Source organism: Delftia sp. PE138, assembly GCF_018320755.1.
Classification (GTDB): domain Bacteria; phylum Pseudomonadota; class Gammaproteobacteria; order Burkholderiales; family Burkholderiaceae_C; genus Comamonas; species Comamonas tsuruhatensis.
This window is the reverse complement of the sequence record NZ_JABEPN010000002.1, coordinates 652,593-669,760: the sequence shown is the minus strand read 5'-3', so window position 1 is coordinate 669,760 and position 17,168 is coordinate 652,593. Positions and strand designations below refer to the sequence as shown.

Annotated in this window: 15 protein-coding genes; 12 read left to right on the top strand and 3 right to left on the bottom strand. The window is 66.8% G+C overall.

Annotated features, from left to right (window positions below; genetic code table 11):
* Positions 1-160 precede the first annotated feature (160 nt).
* Positions 161-820 carry a GntR family transcriptional regulator gene (locus HFGMBDPB_RS11880; protein ID WP_016454373.1) on the bottom strand — a complete coding sequence of 220 codons (660 nt, stop codon included), beginning with the start codon at positions 818-820 and terminating at the stop codon, positions 161-163.
* Positions 821-1,101: 281 nt separating this feature from the next.
* Between HFGMBDPB_RS11880 and HFGMBDPB_RS11875 the strand changes: the two genes are divergently transcribed.
* The 7 genes from HFGMBDPB_RS11875 to HFGMBDPB_RS11845 all read left to right on the top strand — a co-directional run bounded on the left by HFGMBDPB_RS11875 (position 1,102) and on the right by HFGMBDPB_RS11845 (position 8,767).
* Positions 1,102-2,412 carry an amidase gene (locus HFGMBDPB_RS11875; protein WP_212645437.1) on the top strand — a complete coding sequence of 437 codons (1,311 nt, stop codon included), beginning with the start codon at positions 1,102-1,104 and terminating at the stop codon, positions 2,410-2,412.
* Between the two features lie 14 nt (positions 2,413-2,426).
* Positions 2,427-3,623 carry a CaiB/BaiF CoA transferase family protein gene (locus tag HFGMBDPB_RS11870; RefSeq protein WP_047218005.1) on the top strand — a complete coding sequence of 399 codons (1,197 nt, stop codon included), beginning with the start codon at positions 2,427-2,429 and terminating at the stop codon, positions 3,621-3,623.
* Positions 3,620-4,408: an enoyl-CoA hydratase gene (locus HFGMBDPB_RS11865; RefSeq protein ID WP_212645436.1), complete on the top strand. Its 789-nt coding sequence runs from the start codon at positions 3,620-3,622 to the stop codon at positions 4,406-4,408. The genes HFGMBDPB_RS11870 and HFGMBDPB_RS11865 overlap by 4 nt, the downstream gene beginning before the upstream one ends.
* An 11-nt stretch (positions 4,409-4,419) precedes the next feature.
* A complete protein-coding gene (locus tag HFGMBDPB_RS11860; RefSeq protein ID WP_349305368.1) occupies positions 4,420-5,331 on the top strand; it encodes a polysaccharide deacetylase family protein in 912 nt (303 codons plus the stop codon).
* A complete protein-coding gene (locus HFGMBDPB_RS11855) occupies positions 5,328-6,704 on the top strand; it encodes an MmgE/PrpD family protein (protein ID WP_016454379.1) in 1,377 nt (458 codons plus the stop codon). Before HFGMBDPB_RS11860 ends, HFGMBDPB_RS11855 begins: the two co-directional genes overlap by 4 nt.
* A 126-nt stretch (positions 6,705-6,830) precedes the next feature.
* Positions 6,831-7,877: an extracellular solute-binding protein gene (locus tag HFGMBDPB_RS11850; protein ID WP_016450487.1), complete on the top strand. Its 1,047-nt coding sequence runs from the start codon at positions 6,831-6,833 to the stop codon at positions 7,875-7,877.
* A gap of 131 nt (positions 7,878-8,008) precedes the next feature.
* On the top strand, positions 8,009-8,767 hold the full coding sequence (locus HFGMBDPB_RS11845) for a 3-hydroxyacyl-CoA dehydrogenase (protein ID WP_034363673.1): 759 nt from the start codon (positions 8,009-8,011) through the stop codon (positions 8,765-8,767).
* A 153-nt stretch (positions 8,768-8,920) separates the two neighbouring features.
* Here the strand turns inward: HFGMBDPB_RS11845 and HFGMBDPB_RS11840 are convergent, their stop codons facing one another.
* Positions 8,921-9,775 carry a formyl transferase gene (locus tag HFGMBDPB_RS11840; protein ID WP_034363668.1) on the bottom strand — a complete coding sequence of 285 codons (855 nt, stop codon included), beginning with the start codon at positions 9,773-9,775 and terminating at the stop codon, positions 8,921-8,923.
* 21 nt (positions 9,776-9,796) lie between these two features.
* Positions 9,797-11,512, bottom strand: coding sequence for a cyclic peptide export ABC transporter (locus HFGMBDPB_RS11835; protein ID WP_212645434.1), 1,716 nt, complete (start codon positions 11,510-11,512; stop codon positions 9,797-9,799).
* Between the two features lie 247 nt (positions 11,513-11,759).
* On the opposite strand from HFGMBDPB_RS11835, the gene HFGMBDPB_RS11830 reads away from it, so the two are divergent.
* The 5 genes from HFGMBDPB_RS11830 (at position 11,760) to HFGMBDPB_RS11810 (ending at position 17,161) form a co-directional block, all read left to right on the top strand.
* On the top strand, positions 11,760-12,725 hold the full coding sequence (locus HFGMBDPB_RS11830; RefSeq protein ID WP_212645433.1) for an alpha/beta hydrolase: 966 nt from the start codon (positions 11,760-11,762) through the stop codon (positions 12,723-12,725).
* 152 nt (positions 12,726-12,877) lie between these two features.
* Complete coding sequence (locus HFGMBDPB_RS11825) at positions 12,878-13,990, top strand: GNAT family N-acetyltransferase (protein WP_212645432.1); 1,113 nt, start codon at positions 12,878-12,880, stop codon at positions 13,988-13,990.
* An 11-nt stretch (positions 13,991-14,001) separates the two neighbouring features.
* Positions 14,002-15,300, top strand: coding sequence for a lysine N(6)-hydroxylase/L-ornithine N(5)-oxygenase family protein (locus tag HFGMBDPB_RS11820; protein ID WP_212645431.1), 1,299 nt, complete (start codon positions 14,002-14,004; stop codon positions 15,298-15,300).
* Between the two features lie 214 nt (positions 15,301-15,514).
* Positions 15,515-16,114, top strand: coding sequence for an RNA polymerase sigma factor (locus HFGMBDPB_RS11815; protein ID WP_016450480.1), 600 nt, complete (start codon positions 15,515-15,517; stop codon positions 16,112-16,114).
* A gap of 12 nt (positions 16,115-16,126) precedes the next feature.
* Positions 16,127-17,161 (top strand): FecR family protein, encoded by a 1,035-nt coding sequence (locus HFGMBDPB_RS11810; protein WP_212645430.1) that lies wholly within the window; start codon positions 16,127-16,129, stop codon positions 17,159-17,161.
* The last annotated feature ends 7 nt before the right edge of the window (positions 17,162-17,168 follow it).

Below are 17,168 nucleotides of genomic sequence, written 5' to 3'. Positions count from 1 at the left end.
TTCCTTGGTAGGTATGCCTGCACAAGACATCCCCCTCGAAACAGCGAGGTCAGGATGCACGATCAAATTTTTTTGATTTCTATAAATATATTTTTGATCGCGCAAATAACTTATATACCCCGGGACTTCCCGCAGATGTCCTGCCTGCGCCCTCGTGCGCTCAAGCCAGCAGGTGCTTGGGCAGGGCCGCGATGAACGACGCGAAACTGGCCGAGCCCTGGCCAGGACTCATGTGCCGGGTCATCAGGGAGGCCGCCCGCGAAGCATCCTGCGCCTGGACTGCTTCGACCATTTCTCCATGCTGAGCCCAGGACAGGGCCGTCTGGCCAAAGGCCGAAAATGCATGGCGTCTGTAGGCACCGGTGCGTGAACGCATACGCAGGATCTCCTGCCGAAGATAGGGATTGCGCGCCCCCTGGTACAGCGCCTCGTGGAAGCGCCGGTTGTGCTCCTGCCAGGCTTGTGCGTCCTCTCGACGCGCCACGGCTGACGCGCGTTCATGGATGGCGGCCAGCTCCTCGCGCTCTGCTGGTGTCATGCGCTCGCAGGCCAGCCTTGCGCCTATGCCCTCCAGCTCCGCCAGCAACTCCCACATGGCCAGCAGTTGGCCCACATCCATCTTGGCCACCACCATGCCGGCGCGCGGCAGATTGACCACCAGGCCCTGGGCCTGCAACTGCAGCAGAGCCTCGCGTACGGGTGTGCGTGACACGTCATAGGTCTGCATCAGCGCCTGTTCATCCACCGCATCCCCGGGCAGCAGGCTGCCGTCGCGTATGGATTCCTCAATGGAAAGGCGGATGCGCTCAGCAGCCTTCATGGCAAGCCTCCCCTTCGCAAAAACAGAACGGATCGCGGCCTGATTTTATTTCCTTGACTTTCATAAATATATTTATGACACTCAAAATTAGATCAATGCACAAGCGTAGCAGGAGACAAGCACCATGCACGAAGACTGCTCACATGATTGGCTGGCCTGGGCTGCGCTGGCCTGCCGACTGCGGGGCCTGGCTTTGCCACCGCAGGACCTTCAGGCCATTGCCCAAACACTGGCCCGATTGAGCGCCGTGGCGAACGAACTGGAGTGCACGGAGCCCGGCCATGGCTGAGTTCGAGACGCTTCCTTCAGTGGACGAAATGCTCCGGCGCTTCGCCCTGCTGCCTCCCTCGGCACATGACAGTCATGCGGCAGCACTGGCCACCGAATTCAGGCGCCGCAACGCGCAGTGGCACTGCGCGGAGCACATCTTTGCCGCACCGTCGCCCCAACCCGGCGGCCTGCTCTCCGGCGTGCCACTGGCACACAAGGACGTCTTCGACACGGGCCTGCACGTGCCAGGTCTGGGCCGGCCTCGCACAACGGGGCAGATCCGGCCGGCCGCCACCGTCTTGCAACGGCTGAAGGCGCAGGGCGCACTGCACCTGGGCGCGCTCACCATGGCGGAATTTGCATGCGGCGCCACGGCAGAGAGCCTCCATTCACCACGGCTGCTCAACCCTCTTGACGCCCAGGCTGCCGTCGGCGGCTCGTCCAGCGGATCGGCCGTGGCCGTGGCTGCGGGTCTTTGCGCGGCTTCGCTGGGCACCGACACGGCGGGCTCAGTGCGCATGCCGGCGGCAACCTGCGCCCTGATCGGCCTGAAGCCTACGCGCGGCCTGCTGCCCTCCGATGGCGTGGCGCCATTGGCTCCCACTCTGGATACCGTCGGGGTGATCGCGCGCAGCGCAGCCGATGCGGCCCGCATCTTCACAGCCATGCTGCCGACGCGGCCTGACACGCCGGAGCCCCCACCGCGCTGGCGCATCGGCAACGCAATGCGCACAACCCACGAGGATGCCGGCGTGGCGGCTGCGCTGACCCTCTTCGAAAAGAGCCTGCACGCCAGCGTGCAGATCCAAAGCCGCCCGGCGCCTGACCTGGGCCGGCTGAACCGGCTGGCCCAGATCGTCCTGCATGCCGAGGCAGCCATTTCACTGGAGGCCGCTGTGCGCACAGAGCTTGACACCCTGGCTCCGGCCACAAGGGCCATCGCCCTGCCGGGCTGGGCCATGCCAAATGGCTGGTATCGCCATGCCTTGCATCAGATACCGGCACAGAGCCATGCCTTCATGACCACCTGCCTGGACGGCATCGACCTTTTGCTGACGCCCTGCCTGCCAAAAGGCGTGCCCGACCGCGAGACCGTCACAACCTCCTGCCCCGGCTTCGACCCTCGCGCGCTGGCGGCAATGCACCGCCACCACGCCTATATCAACTACCTGGGGCTGCCAGCGCTGGTCATGCCCGTGGGCAAGGACGGCCGGGGCCGTCCGGTCAGTGTCCAGATCGTGGGAGCACCCGGCAGCGAAAGCCTGCTGCTGGCCTTTGCCCACGAGTTTGCCTTGCCCTTCCATCACTTTGTGCACCCTTGATACCGGGAGACAACATGCCTCAAATCAACGCATCCCCCGCCCTTGCGCATCTGCGAGTGCTTGACCTGTCACGCGTGCGGGCCGGCCCGACCTGCGTGCGCATCCTTGCCGACTTCGGCGCCGATGTGATACGGATCGAGCCACCGGCAGGCATCGATCCCAATGAGGCCATGTTTGCCGCCGACCGCCAGGGGGGAGACTTCCAGAACCTGAACCGCAACAAGCGGTCGCTGACACTCAATCTCAAGACGCCCGAGGGCTTGGAGGTATTTCGCAAGCTCGTGGTCGACGCCGACGTGGTGGTCGAGAACTGGCGGCCCGATGTCAAGGACAGGCTGGGTCTGTCCTACGAAAAGCTGAGCGCCATCAACCCCCGCGTCATCCTGGCCAGCATTTCGGGCTTCGGCCAGAACGGTCCCTATGCAGGCAGGCCCGGCTTCGACCAGATCATTCAGGGCATGGGTGGGCTCATGTCGGTCACCGGCTTTTCTGGTGGCGGACCGCTGCGTGCAGGTCTGGCCGTGGCCGATTGCGGCACCGGAATCTATGCCGCCGTCGGTATCCTGCTGGCTTTGCTGGAGCGCGAGCATTCGGGCCTGGGTCAGTGGATTCACAGCTCGCTGCTGCACACGCAGATAGCGCTGATGGACTTCCAGGCCGCGCGCTACCTCAACGAAGGCGACCTGCCGGTGCAAGTGGGCAATGACCATCCCACAAGCAGCCCCATGGGCCTGTTCAATGCGCGCGATGGCGCCTTCAACCTGGGAGCCTCGGGAGAGGGCAATTGGAAGCGTCTGTGTGACTGTCTGGGCGAGGCCGCGTGGCTGCAGGACCCGCGCTACGCGTCGGAAAAACTGCGCGTGCGCCACCGCACTGCGCTGAACGAGGCCCTGGCCAGGCGCTTTCGGGAACGCGACGTAGCCCACTGGGTGAAGCTGCTCAATGACGCAGGTGTTCCCGCAGGTCCGGTCTATTCCATGCCTGAGGTGTTCGACGACCCCCAGGTGCGACATCTGGGTGTGGCGCAGGCCGTCCCCGGCGACGATGGCAGCAGCTACCGGCTCATCTCCCAGCCCGTCACCCTGGAGCGCACGCCTGCCGGCATTGCGCGTCCCGCGCCTGGCTGGGGCGAGCACACACAGGAAGTGCTGGCCGAGATCGGCTATGGCACCGCCGATGTGCAGCGCATGCGCAGCGAGGGGGTGGTATGAGCGGCGGCCATATCCAGCAGGCGTTGACCGACGGCATCGCCACCTTGACGATCTGCCACCCCGAACGGCGCAATGCAATGACGCTGGCCATGTGGCAGCAGCTGGCGCAGGCGCTGTACCAATTGCGCGAGGCCGATGGCCTTCGTGTGCTGGCACTGCAGGGCACAGGCAGCCAGGCCTTTGTCTCGGGCGCTGATATCGCAGAGTTCGATCAGGTTCGCGATGGCGCCGAGGCTGTGCTGCGCTACAACCAGGCAGTCTCTGAGGCACAGCAGGCGCTGGCAGGGTTTCCCGCCCCGACCGTGGCGCTGATCCAGGGCGCCTGCATGGGCGGGGGTATTGGCCTGGCACTGGCTTGCGACCTGCGCTATGCCAGCGCAAGCGCGCGCTTGCGCATGCCGGCCGCACGGCTCGGCCTGGGTTACGGCTTGGCCGACATGCGCCGTCTCGTCGAGGTGACAGGCATGGCATCAGCCTTCGAACTGTTCTACACGGCACGCACGCTGGACGCATTCCAGGCCCTGGCCAGGGGACTGGTGCAGGAGTGCTTTGCTTTGGAAGACTTTGCAGCCATGTCACGCACGCGCCTCGAGACCATCGCAGCAAACGCGCCGCTGACGTTGCGCGCCGCGAAAGCAGCCATACTGGCCTCGCGCCAGCCAGGCAGCAGTGCACAGGCCGTGGCCACAGAGGCACTGATACGCCAATGCTTCGACAGCGCGGACTATGCAGAAGGCCGCCGCGCCTTTGCGGAAAAGCGCGCCCCTTCATTCACAGGCCGATGACCGCACCCATGATGAACAATCCCCGCATCCCGTTTCAGCTATCCAGCCGCAGGCCAGCGCTGCGCGGATTGGACGGCCGACATATCCTGGTCCACCTGGTCATCAATGTGGAGCACTGGCCCTTTGACCAGCCCATGCCGCGCACCATACTCACGCCGCCCCACGGCCGAGAGAATCTGCCCGACGTTCCCAACTTCAGTTGGGCCGAATACGGTCTGCGCTGCGGCCTGCCTCGCATGATGGCGGCCATTCGCAGCCGCGGCCTTGTTGCCTCGGCCAGCCTCAACGCCACCGTCATCGACGCCTATCCCCAGGCCGCTCAGGCATTGCTGGACGCAGGCTGGGAAATCATCGGACATGGCATGCACCAGCGCGCGCTGTCGCACGATGGTGGTTCGGACCAAGCCGGGGCCATTTCCAGCGCACTGGACCGCATAGAACGCTTTTGCGGAATCCGGCCCCGCGGATGGCTGTCGCCGGGCCTGCGAGAAACGCTGCAAACGCCCGACCTGCTGGCCCAGGCCGGCATAGACCATGTATTCGACTGGTGCCTGGACGATCTGCCCAACTGGATGCAGACCTCCAGCGGTCAGTTGCTGGCGCTTCCATACGCGCTGGAACTCAACGATTCGGTCATTCACGCCGTGGAAAAGCACGCCACGGGCGAGTTCGGGCGCCGCCTGGAAAGCACGCTGCAGGTTTTCGAGAACGAGGTGCGCGAGCATGGCTCACCGCGCGTGCTGACGCTGGGCCTGCACCCTCATCTGATGGGAGTCCCCCATCGCCTGCCCGATTTCGAGTCCATACTGGATCGGCTACAGCAGCATCCGATGACCCGCTTCGTGACAGGCACCACCCTGCATGCCTGGTATGCGCAGCAGTGCCCGCCACCCACCTGCACGCATGACCGAGGTGCTGCATGAATGCAATCGACACACTGGTCGCGCACGTACAGCACCTGCGCTATGAGGACCTGCCCGCGCCTGCCGTGAACGCCGCCAAGGCATTTTTGCTCGATGCCGTCGGCGTGGGGCTGTCAGGCTCACGCCATCCGCGCATGGCCGCGCTGCACCGGGCGGCAGCGGCCCTGGGCCAGGGACAAGAGGCCACGGTGTGGGCCAGCGGCGAGCGACTGCCGCTGGCCAGTGCGGTGATGCTCAACGCCTACCAGGTCTTCAATCAGGAATTCGATGCCATCCATGACCGCGCCGTGGTCCATGCATTCGCCTGCATCGCGCCTGCGACGCTGGGCTACGCCGAGCGCGAGGGCGCAATCGACGGCCGCCAACTCATAGAGGCGGTGGCCGCTGGCCTGGACTTCGCCATCCATGTGGCGCTGGCGCAGCGCGCGCCCATGCGCTTTTTCCGGCCCGCCATGTGCGGCGGGCTGGGCGCCACGGCCGCACTGTGCAAGCTGGCGAGTCTGGACGAGACCACCACGCGTGATGCGCTGGGCCTGGCCTACAGCCATCTGTCGGGCACCATGCAGGCGCATGCCGAGGGATCGCCGGCCGTAGGACTGCAGGTAGGACTGAACGCGCGTGCCGCAGTCACAGCCTTCGAACTCGCACAAGCGGGTTTTCCTGGGCCGCGTGACATTCTCGAAGGGCCGTTTGGCTATTTCGCGCTGTTCGACGCCGGCCAGGCCCGCTGGCACGAAGTGGCTGCCGACGTGGGTCATGTGTTCCAGATCGAGCGCATGAGCCACAAGCCCTACCCCACAGGCCGCGCCACGCACAGCGGCATAGGCGCCGTACTGCAATTGATGCGCGAGCACGGATTGCATGCGCAGGACATCGCAAGCGTATGCGTACATGCCTCTGCACTCATCGTGCGCCTGGTAGGCCGGCCGGCGCACGCCGGCATGGACTCGGCCAGCGCAAGACTGTGCATGGGCTACGCGGTGGCCACGGCCGCGCTGCAAGGCCACGTAGGCCTGGACGACTTCGACGCCGCCATGCTGTCCGACCCGCGCAGGCTGGAGCTGGCCTCACGCGTGCAGGTGCTCGACGACGGCAACCCCGACCCCAATGCAATGACACCGCAGCGCGTGGAGTTGCGGCTTTGCAATGGGCGCGTGCTGTCACTGGACATGCCCGATCTTCCTGGCAGCCCCGCATTGCCGCTCAACGAAGCCGAGCAGGATGCGAAATTCCACGCCTGCTGCGCGCATGCACTGCCGCCGGTACCGAGTGCACGGGCCGAGAAACTGCGGCAGGCGCTGCGCCAGTTGCAGGACCAGACGGACCTGCGCGACATCATTGCGCTGATGCGTCCGGCATCCTCGCCGCACTGAGCACCGCACCCTGCAACGCACAAAGGCCCTGGGGCGAGAAAACCTTTGGAAGCCTCTTCCCTTTATTAAGAACAATTCGCGTCTGGCCTATCATCGCACTTTGCCAACAAAGAGAGGCCTGTCTTCATGTCGAAATCCCTGAAAGCCCTGTTTGCCGCTTGCGCCCTGGTGGCTGCCGGCACAGCCATTGCCGACTCCCAGGTCGTCAACCTCTACTCCGCGCGCCACTACTCCACGGACGAGGAGCTGTACAACGGCTTCACCAAGGCCACCGGCATCAAGATCAACCGCGTGGACGGCGACGACGCCGGCATCATTGCGCGCCTGAAGGCCGAGGGCCAGGCCTCGCCGGCCGACGTGATCCTGCTGGTCGATGCCGCGCGCCTGTACCGCGGCGAGGTGGATGGCCTGTTCCAGCCCATCCACTCCAAGCTGCTGGAAGACGCCATTCCCTCCAACCTGCGCGCCCAGCCCACGGCCGATGGCATCAGCTGGTTCGGCCTGTCCACACGCGCCCGCGTCATCGTCTACAACAAGGCCAAGGTCCAGCCTGCCGACGTGCAGAACTACGAATCGCTGGCCGACCCCAAGTTCAAGGGCCAGCTGTGCATCCGCTCGGGCTCGCACCCCTACAACCTGAGCCTGTTCGGCACCGTGGTCGAACACATGGGCGAGCAAAAGGCAGAGGGCTGGATCCAGGGCATGAAGGCCAACCTGGCCCGCCCGCCCAAGGGTGGCGACACCGACCAGATCAAGGCCGTGGCCTCGGGCGAATGCACCATCGGCGTGACCAACAGCTACTACCTGGCGCGCATGATGCGCTCGGGCAAGCCCGAGGACCAGGCCGTGGTCGGCAAGATCGGCGTGGTCTTCCCCAACCAGTCCAGCTGGGGCACGCACCTGAACATCGCGGGCGGCGCCGTGGCACGCCATGCCAAGAACAAGGACAACGCCGTCAAGTTCCTGGAGTACCTGGCCAGCCCTGCGGCCCAGAACTACTTTGCCAACGGCAACAACGAGTGGCCAGCAGCCAAGGGCGTGGAACTGGACAACCCCGCACTCAAGGAAATGACCGGCGGCAAGCCCTTCAAGAGCGAGACCATCCCGATCACGGCCGTGGGCAAGAACATGACCAAGGTCCAGCAAATGCTGGACCGTGCCGGGTTCCAGTAACCCCCATCGCGCCCATCACCAGCCCGGCACTGCCGGGCTTTTTCTTGGGCGCGACATGGCTGCGGCCGGGGCTGCATGCATAATTTGAGAGTTACGTTTACGTCAACGTCAGATAACCAAGGAGACATTCCATGCAGATCAAGGACCGGGTATTCATCGTCACGGGCGGCGCCTCCGGGCTGGGCGAAGGCACGGCGCGCATGCTGGCGGCCGAGGGCGGCAAGGTGGTGATCGCCGATATGCAGGCGGACAAGGGCGAGGCCGTGGCGCGCGAGATCGGCGGCGTCTTCGTCAAATGCGATGTGAGCCAGGAGGCCGATGGCCAGGCCGTGGTGGACAAGGCCGTGAGCCTGGGCAAGCTGGCAGGCCTGGTCAACTGCGCAGGCATTGCGCCCGCCGAGAAGACCGTGGGCAAGAACGGCGCGCACAACCTGGCGCTGTTTTCCAAGACCATCACGGTCAACCTGATCGGCAGCTTCAACATGATCCGCCTGGCCGCCGCCGCCATGTCGGCCAACGAGCCCGAGAGCACGGGCGAGCGCGGCGTGCTGATCTCCACGGCCAGCGTGGCGGCCTACGACGGCCAGATCGGCCAGGCGGCCTATGCGGCGTCCAAGGGCGGCGTGGTCGGCATGACGCTGCCCATTGCGCGCGACCTGGCGCGCAACGGCATCCGCAACATGACGATTGCCCCCGGCATCTTCGGCACGCCCATGCTGTTCGGCATGCCGCAGGAAGTGCAGGATGCGCTGGCCGCCGGCGTGCCCTTCCCCAGCCGCCTGGGCACGCCCCAGGACTATGCCAAGCTGGTGCGCCACATCCTGGACAACGACATGCTCAATGGCGAGGTGATCCGGCTGGACGGGGCCATTCGTCTGGCGCCGAAGTAAGCACCCCCTGAGCGGCTGCGCCGCTTCCCCCTCTCTTTCTCGCTTCGCGAGGGAGGGGGACGACACCCTCGCGGCGGGGCGGCGCGGCCGGCATAGGCCCTTGCTCGGTGTCCCTCGCTTTGGGCCGTGCCGGTTTTTGAGATACGCACGTTGTCACACCGTGGTGTCTGCAGGCGTGTCTGCAGGCGCTCTGGCCATCATCTCCAGCCCCTTGCGCAATGCAGGGAACAGGCTGTGCTGGAAGTTGTTCCAGCGCAGCTCAAGAATCGTGTCTTGGGGATCGATGTCGGTGCCCAGCACGTCGGCGATGACTTCGCCGGAGTCGATGCCGTTGTCCACGTAGTGAAAGGATGCGCCGGTCTTGAAAAGGGGCGGGACCGGGCGCTGTTCCATGGTCTTCCAGTCCACGACCTTGTAGCCTTGTGCGCCATGCAGCGCGTCCAGCGTGGCGCAGGCGCCCCGGCGTTCATAGGGTGACTCCAGGCGCGTGATGCCGGGGTGGATGTTGGCGATCCTGCGGTGGAACAGGGCACCGGGCCGCACGAGCCGGTCCAGGATGACGAGCAGGCCATCCAGCACCACCCGCTCGGCACCCAGCTGTACCAGCCTGTCCTGCAACTGCGCCTCGAACATCTGCTTGCCCACGGCGCGCTGCGGATCGTTCAGCGGCAGGCGCCGGTAGGAAGACGGCACGGCCATGAGCAGGTCATTGACCCTGCGCCCCTGGATGCGCAGGTCCGGCGGATAGAACCAGCGGCCGCCCGGCCGGTAGCTGAAGCCGTAGTCGCCGATCTTTTCGCGGTCGCGCGGCGAGGCCTCGTCGTCGTCGTGGATCACGGCCTCCAGGCTGTAGATATCGCCCAGCGGGCTGGTGTCCAGCAGCTCGCCCAGGTATTCGAGCGGCGACTTCATGTAGCGCGTTGCGCCCTTGTAGGCGATGTGCTGGCCGGCCTGGTCGGCGGCGGCGTTTCTCAGGGACCAGATGTAGACGAGTTTTGTCTTTGCCATGTTCGTGGATTCAGCAGGAATTCAGATGTCGGCCAGCACGCCTTGACTGGCCAGTCCGGCCGGGCTGGCCGCCACCGGCTGCGCCCCGTCTTGCGGCAGGACCATGCGGCCGGCCTCCATGCGTACGATGCGGTCGGCCAGGTGGAAGTAGCGATCGTCATGGGAGATGACCACCAGCAGGTGGCCCCTGGCGCGCAGCTCGGGCAGCAGCTCGGTGTAGAACAGGTGGCGGAAGCTCGGGTCCTGGTCGGCCGCCCATTCGTCGAAGACCAGCACGGGCCGGCCCTCCAGATAGGCGTGGACCAGGGCCAGGCGCTTGCGCTGGCCGGTGGACAGGTCGATGGTGCTGAAGCTGCCGTTGCGCACGCTGACCTTGTGGGCGATCTCCAGCCGCTGCAGGTAGGGCAGCGCGGCCTCGGGCAGCGCGGCGGCCTGGCCCTCTTCGCCACCGGCCACCAGGTCCTCGAACAGGTAGAAGTCCGAGAACACCGTGGTGAACAGCTGGCGGTAGTCATCGCGCGTCTGTGCCGTGACGGGCTGGCCGTCATGCAGGATCTCGCCCTGCTGGGGCGCATACAGGCCCAGCAGCAGCTTGATCAGCGTGGTCTTGCCCGAGCCGTTGTCACCCACCACAAAGACCAGTTCGCCCTTGCGCAGCTTCAGGTCGATGGGGCCGATCTCGAAGGCCTTGCCGCCTTCGGGCGCATCGAAGGCATAGCGCACGCCCCGCAGCTCCAGGCCGTGGTCCAGGCGGACCTCGCCGGGCAGGCTGTCCAGGTGCAGGTGCGGCTCGGGGCTGGCAAAGCGCGCCGACAGGTCGGCAATGCGCTGCAGCGCCACCTTGGCACGGCCCAGGTTGGGCAGCGCGCCCGCGATCTGGTCCATGGGGCCCTTGAGGAACAGCAGCACCAGCACGAAGCCGCTGAGCACCACGGGCTCGGTGGTGCGCAGCGCGGCCCAGCCCAGGATGAGGGCGATCAACAGAAAGAACAGCGCGGAACCGAAGGCCGTGGCCAGCACATAGGTGTTGATGGCGCGGCTGTTGATGCGGCGGATGGCATCCACCGTGCCGCCGATCTGCCCGTCGAAGATGCGGCCCCGGCGCGCGCGGTGCATGCGCAGTTCCTTGGCGCCTTCGCTGATGGCGCGGTAGGCCTTGTGCAGCACTTCCTCGTGATCGCGCGCCTTCCAGAACCCCGCCACGCCGCGCGACTGGGCCAGCGCCTGCAGGCTGACGCCCAGCACCAGCGCCACCACCAGCATGGCAAACAGCGGCGGCGACAGCAGGGCCAGATAGGCCAGGCAGCCCAGCGCAATGGCCAGGGCGATCACGTTGGAGGCCAGCACGAAGGCCACGTCGCTGATCATGTCCACGTCCTGCGTGAGCACGGGCATGAGGCGGTGCGTGCGGTAGCGCTCCAGCGCGTCGATGGGCGCGGCCAGGATCTTGCTGGCCAGTTCCTTGCGCAGCCGGGCCACCAGGCGCTGCCCCACGAAATTGCCCGACATGTCCGACGCGGCCCGGCACACCAGCACGGTGGCGCACAGGGCGATGAAGGTCAGCAGCAGCCCGCCCGCCAGCCCACCGGGACGATTGAGCACCTGGTTGATGGTCGCCAGCAGCGCCACCGTGGCCCCACCCGCGCAAATGCCCGTGACCACGGACAGGGCCATCCACGGCAGGAAGGGCCTGAGCAGGCGCAGTACCTCGGATGGCGGTCGGCTGGCGTTTTCCATAAGGGATTCCTCTGGCGCCCGTGGGCGCATGGCCTTGCAATACCGGCGCGGCCCGGCGTTTTCCTGGGGATGCGGCGCACGGCGCACGCTGCCCACTCCCTGCAAGACGTGCGAGCGCGGGAAATGTTCATCGTCCCGGCGATGAACAAATTCCGCCGCCCAGCGTCATCACGGGGAAGGGGCAGCGCGGGCGCCATGCCCTGCACCGGCCCGCCCTGCCTTGTCTGCCGCACACCCGAAGGACGCCATGGCTCTCCACCCCGACCTGCAAGCATTTCTTGAACTCGCCAACGCCCAGGCATCCAGCCGCCCGCGCATGAGCCAGATGACGGCAGCGCAGGCGCGCACCGCCTACGACAACGCCACGCTGGCGCTGGACCTGCCGGGCGACGATCTGCCCACCGAGGACCTGGAGCTGCCCACGCGCGACGGCGCGCGTATCCGTGCCCGGCTCTACCGCGCAGCCCCTGGACACACAGCCGCGCCCTGCCTGCTGTTCCTTCACGGCGGCGGCTATGTGCTGGGCGGGCTCGACTCGCATGACAGCCTGTGCCGAAGCCTGGCGCTGGGCACGCCCTGCAATGTGCTGGCCATCGACTACCGGCTGGCGCCAGAGCACCGCTTTCCCACCGCCTTCCTCGACGCAGAGGACGCCCTGGCCTGGCTGCTGGAGCACGGCGGCCGCCATGGCCTGGACGCGCAGCGCCTGGCCATTGGCGGCGACAGCGTCGGGGGCACGCTGGCCACGGCCCTGTGCATCGCCGCACGCGACGCGGGCATGCCCCAGCCCTTGCTGCAGTTGCTGCTCTACCCCTGCACGGCAGCGCAGCAGGACAGTGACTCGCATGCGCGCCTGGCCACCGGCCATCTGCTGGAAGGTGACACCCTGGCCTGGATGTTCGGCCAATACCTGCGCAGTGATGCGGACCGGCAGGACTGGCGCTTTGCCCCGCTGCAGGCATCCGACCTGGGCCGGCTGGCCCTCACGCTGATGGTGCTGGCCGAGTACGACCCGCTGATCGACGAAGGAAAGCGCTATGCCGAGCGGCTGCAGGCCGCCGGCGTGGCCGTGGACCTGCAGATCTACGCCGGCATGGTCCATGACTTTGCGCGGCTGGGCGCCCTCACCGAAGAGACCGAGGTGCTGCGCGACCGGCTCTGCAAGGCACTGGCCCATGCCTTCCAGGCGGCCCGGATCCCGGCCCTGGCATGAACGGCCCTGGCATGAACATTTGCCGCGCCTGCACGTCATCCCGGTCATGAGGCTGCCTTGTGTCCCCTGCGTCCCCTGCGTCCCCTGCGTCCCTTGTGCCCTTGCCCCCATCCGTGTCCCGCACGCGGGGCACTCCACCTGAAAGAGTCCACGTGCGTCCAGTCGAAGCCACCGCTACACCGTCACCGGACGCCTCTGGCGCCAGCTACCTTGCGCATGCCGGCGCCGAGACGATCAGCGTCTTCGGCGATGGACAGCGGCTGCGCCTGGAACGTTCGGGGCCCGTGGATGCCGGCAGGCCCGGCAAGCACAGTCTCTGGAACCTGTCACCCGCGGCCGCGCCAGGCCTGCTGCGGCTGCAATGGCTGGGCCCCTGCTCGGGCATGCCCGAAGCGGATGAACTGCTGGCCGCGCTGCAGGCCGGTTTCGGCCTGCGCCCGGATGCCCGGGAAATCGAGCTGTCCCTGCCCCGCCTGCCACCGGGCCTGCGCGACAGCATTGCCACAGTGCAGCCGGGCCAGGCCCCGTGCGTGGCAAGAAGCGTGCTCTGGCAGCAGCCCCTGTGGCTGCCCCGCCCGCGCCCACCCTATGCCCTGCACTACACGCTCACCGAAGGCCGGCGCCACCCCGTGCGCCTGCACAAGCCGCGCGGCGAGGTCTACCGCCGCTTCATCCCCTGGCTGGGCCGCACGCTGAGCTTTCGCACCGTGGAGCCCGAGGCCGACCTGCCCCTCATCCACCGCTGGATGAACGACCCGGTCGTCGCGCATTTCTGGGAGGAAAGCGGCGACCTCGCCCACCACCGCGCCTACCTGCAGCGCATGGCCGGCGACCCGCATGCGCTGGGCCTCATCGGCTGCTTCGACGGCGAGCCCTTCGGCTACTTCGAGGCCTACTGGGCCAAGGAAGACCGCATCGCCCCCTTCTATGACGCGGGCGACCATGACCGGGGCTGGCATGCGCTGGTGGGGGAGGCGCGGTTTCGCGGCCAGCCCTACCTGACGGCCTGGCTGCCCTCGCTGTCGCACTACCTCTTTCTGGACGACTGCCGCACGCAGCGCATCGTCGTGGAGCCGCGCGCCGACAACCGCAAGATGCGCAAAAGCCTGCCGCGCTGCGGCTATGCGCTGGTCAAGGAATTCGACTTCCCGCACAAGCGCGCCGTGCTGGGAGTGCTGCTGAGGGAACGCTTTTTCGCAGACGCCTTGTGGATACCGCAGACCGACGCAGCCGCGCCGGACGCACTGGACGCATCGACCCAATGAAAGGACCTTCCATGCAAACCCACCCGCTGATCGGCATCGGCTTCGGCCCCTCCAACATTGCCCTGGCCATCGCCCTCAAGGAGCGCGAAGCCACCGCGCGGGCCATGCACCCCGTCTTCATCGAAAAGCAGCCGCGCTTCGCCTGGCACAAGGACATGCTGCTGGAGCAGGCCCACATGCAGGTGTCCTTCCTCAAGGACCTGGCCACGCTGCGCAATCCCACCAGCCGCTTCACCTTCATCAACTACCTGCACGAGAAGGGCCGGCTGCAGGACTTCATCAACCTCAAGACCTTCTTTCCCAGCCGCCACGAGTTCAACGACTACCTGGCCTGGGCCGCCTCCAAGTTCGAGGACCGTTGCGTCTACGGCCAGGAAGTCATCGAGGTGCTGCCTGAAAAACGCGACGGCAAGGTGGAGCTGCTGCGCGTGCGCTCGCGCGATGCGGCCGGCAACGTGCATGAGCGCCTGGGCCAGAACCTGGTCATGAGCATCGGCGGCACGCCCAGTATTCCCGAGCAGTTCAAGCCCCTGCGCGGCGATGCGCGCGTCTTCCACTCCAGCGCCTACCTGCGCAGCATTGCCGAGCATGCCAGGCCGCTGCGCATCGCCGTCGTGGGCGCGGGCCAGAGCGCCGCGGAAATCTTCATGGACCTGCACGGCCGCTACGCCAAGGCCGAGATCGACCTGGTCATGCGCGCCCGCTCCATCCGCCCCTCGGACGACAGCCCCTTCGTCAACGAAATCTTCAACGCCGACTTCGTGGACCATGTCTACAGCCGCCCGCACGACGAGCGCGGCGCTCTGCTGCGCGAGTTCTGGCACACCAACTACGCCTGTCCCGACCTGGAGCTGATCGAGAGCATCTTCAAGGTGTTCTATGAACAGAAGGTCGTCGGCGACACGCGCCACCGCTTCCTGCGCCGCCACGAGGTGCAGGATGCGCGCGCTGCCAGCGACGGCATCCACCTGGGCCTGCGCGACCTCAACAGCGGCATCGACCATGCATCGCGCTACGACGTGGTGGTGCTGGCCACGGGCTATGCGCGCGAGCACCACAAGACCCTGCTGGACCCGCTGGCCCCCTACCTGGGCGACTTCTCCGTGAGCCGCGACTACCAGGTGCACACCACGCCGGACTTTCGCCCCGCCATCTTCCTGCAGGGCGCCTGCGAGGGCTCCCACGGCCTCAGCGACACCCTGCTGTCGGTCACCTCGGTGCGCACCGGCGAAATCGGCGACGCCCTGCTGGCAGCGCAAGCCCAAAAACCCGATGTTGCGCGCACAGAACAGCTGGCGCTGCAGGACTGAAAGATCGCACCGGGCATGATGGCGCACGAATCTCCCATGCCATAATTTGAATGCAAACCATTTGCATTTGAATTCGAATCACCTGCGCCGCTGAATCCCATACCCGCTGCTGCACCGCCCCGGCCCTGGCCGGGGTTGCGGCATCCGGTAGGCCCATCTCTGTACGGACCCAGGGGTTCCAACCCATCGCCCTTGCGGAAAGGCAGGTATCCGGATGCGTGACCTGATCCAGGAACTCGTGGCTCACTATGGCGATCTGCGCCGCCAGCTCACGCGCGATCTCCGGGATCCGCACTATGCGGCCGACATCGCGCAATCGAGCTTCGAGCGGGTCTATGTGCACGCCCTGGGCCTGCGCAGCGGCAAGAAGGCCGAGGCGCTCCCCGATGCCGACATCGAATCCCCGCGCGCCCTGCTGTTTCGCGTGGCACGCAACCTGTGCATAGACGATGCGCGCAAGCGCAAGACCTCCCAGGACTGGACGCGCCAGCAAATGGCGGTGCAGCACAGCGCGCCCTCCAGCGAAACCCTGGCCGCCCAGCGCCAGATCCTGGACCGCGTCGTCCAGGCGCTGGAAGGCCTGCCGCCGCGCCGGCGCGAAGTCTTCATCCTCTTTCGCGCCCATGGCTACACGCGCGCGGAAATCGCCGATCAGCTCAACATCACCGAAATGGCCGTCGCCAAGCACATGGTGCGCGCCACGCTGGACTGCTCGCGCGTGCTGGCCCAGCTGCGCTCCGAGCTGATCGAGGACCATGCGCTGGGCAGCGCCATGGATTTCGACAACAGTACACTGACCGACGACGCATCCTGACCCCCCCTTTCCATGGCAAGTGCACCTAGCGAGCGCATGGTCGAGCATGCGCTGACGCTGATCGTTCAAAGCGAAATCGCTCCCGACCCGGTGGCCCACCAGGCACGCCTGACCCTGGGCGCATGGCGCGAGAAATCAGCCCGGCACGATGCCGCCGCACGCGAGGCGCACCTGCGCTGGAACATGCTCGGCGGCCTGTCCGGCGGCCTGCGCGAGCAATTCCAGGAAACCGCCCTGCTGGCGGACAGCGCCTCGCGCTCCACCAGGAGCGTCCAGCGCCGCAAGCTGCTGCTGTCGTTTGCAGGGCTAGTGGGCACCGGCGCGCTGGCGGGCCGGGGCGCCTACTGGTACTGGCAGCAGCCCCTGCACACCTCGGCCTATGCCACGCGCAACTCGCAGATGCTCAAGGTCACGCTGGCCGACGGCAAGGCGCCGCTGCAGGCCAGCCGCATCGAGCTGGCGCCCCAGAGCGCCATTGCCGTGACGCTCTACCGCCAGCGCCGCAGCGTATCCATGTCGCGCGGGGAAGCGCGATTCGAAGTGGCCTCGGACCCCGACCGCCCCTTCGAGGTCATCACGCGCGAGGCGCGCATCGAGGTCGTGGGCACGGTGTTCACCGTGCGCGACCGTGGCGGCACGGTCACGGTGGGCGTGGAGCATGGCCATGTCAGGGTCCGCGTGCTGGGCAGGGATGCGCAGGATCCGGCGACCGAGGCGGCGGCCACGCTGGACCTGCTGCCAGGCCAGGTGGTGGACATCCGCAATGGCCAGCCCGAGGCCGTGCGCCAGGCCGATGCCGCCACGCTGTCCGCCTGGCGCGAAGGCTGGCTGGTCTTCGAGAACACCCCGCTGGCCGAGGCCCTGGCCACCGTCAACGCCTACCGCACCCAGCCCATCGAAGCCGCCGATGCGCGCGTGGCCGCGCTGCGCCTGACGGGGCGCTTTCGCGCCAATGACTCGGCCGGCCTGCTGGCCGTGCTGCCCTCCATCCTGCCGCTGAGGGTGCGCGCGCAGGCCGATGGCAGCGTGCAGCTGCAGGCGCTCTGAACGGCGC

Coding starts and splice junctions, on each gene's coding strand:
- HFGMBDPB_RS11875 (WP_212645437.1), top strand. CDS start 1,102: ATGGCTGAGTTCGAGACGCTTCCTTCAGTGGACGAAATGCTCCGGCGC.
- HFGMBDPB_RS11815 (WP_016450480.1), top strand. CDS start 15,515: ATGCGTGACCTGATCCAGGAACTCGTGGCTCACTATGGCGATCTGCGC.
- HFGMBDPB_RS11850 (WP_016450487.1), top strand. CDS start 6,831: ATGTCGAAATCCCTGAAAGCCCTGTTTGCCGCTTGCGCCCTGGTGGCT.
- HFGMBDPB_RS11860 (WP_349305368.1), top strand. CDS start 4,420: ATGAACAATCCCCGCATCCCGTTTCAGCTATCCAGCCGCAGGCCAGCG.
- HFGMBDPB_RS11830 (WP_212645433.1), top strand. CDS start 11,760: ATGGCTCTCCACCCCGACCTGCAAGCATTTCTTGAACTCGCCAACGCC.
- HFGMBDPB_RS11820 (WP_212645431.1), top strand. CDS start 14,002: ATGCAAACCCACCCGCTGATCGGCATCGGCTTCGGCCCCTCCAACATT.
- HFGMBDPB_RS11870 (WP_047218005.1), top strand. CDS start 2,427: ATGCCTCAAATCAACGCATCCCCCGCCCTTGCGCATCTGCGAGTGCTT.
- HFGMBDPB_RS11865 (WP_212645436.1), top strand. CDS start 3,620: ATGAGCGGCGGCCATATCCAGCAGGCGTTGACCGACGGCATCGCCACC.
- HFGMBDPB_RS11880 (WP_016454373.1), bottom strand. CDS start 820: ATGAAGGCTGCTGAGCGCATCCGCCTTTCCATTGAGGAATCCATACGC.
- HFGMBDPB_RS11810 (WP_212645430.1), top strand. CDS start 16,127: ATGGCAAGTGCACCTAGCGAGCGCATGGTCGAGCATGCGCTGACGCTG.
- HFGMBDPB_RS11855 (WP_016454379.1), top strand. CDS start 5,328: ATGAATGCAATCGACACACTGGTCGCGCACGTACAGCACCTGCGCTAT.
- HFGMBDPB_RS11845 (WP_034363673.1), top strand. CDS start 8,009: ATGCAGATCAAGGACCGGGTATTCATCGTCACGGGCGGCGCCTCCGGG.
- HFGMBDPB_RS11840 (WP_034363668.1), bottom strand. CDS start 9,775: ATGGCAAAGACAAAACTCGTCTACATCTGGTCCCTGAGAAACGCCGCC.
- HFGMBDPB_RS11835 (WP_212645434.1), bottom strand. CDS start 11,512: ATGGAAAACGCCAGCCGACCGCCATCCGAGGTACTGCGCCTGCTCAGG.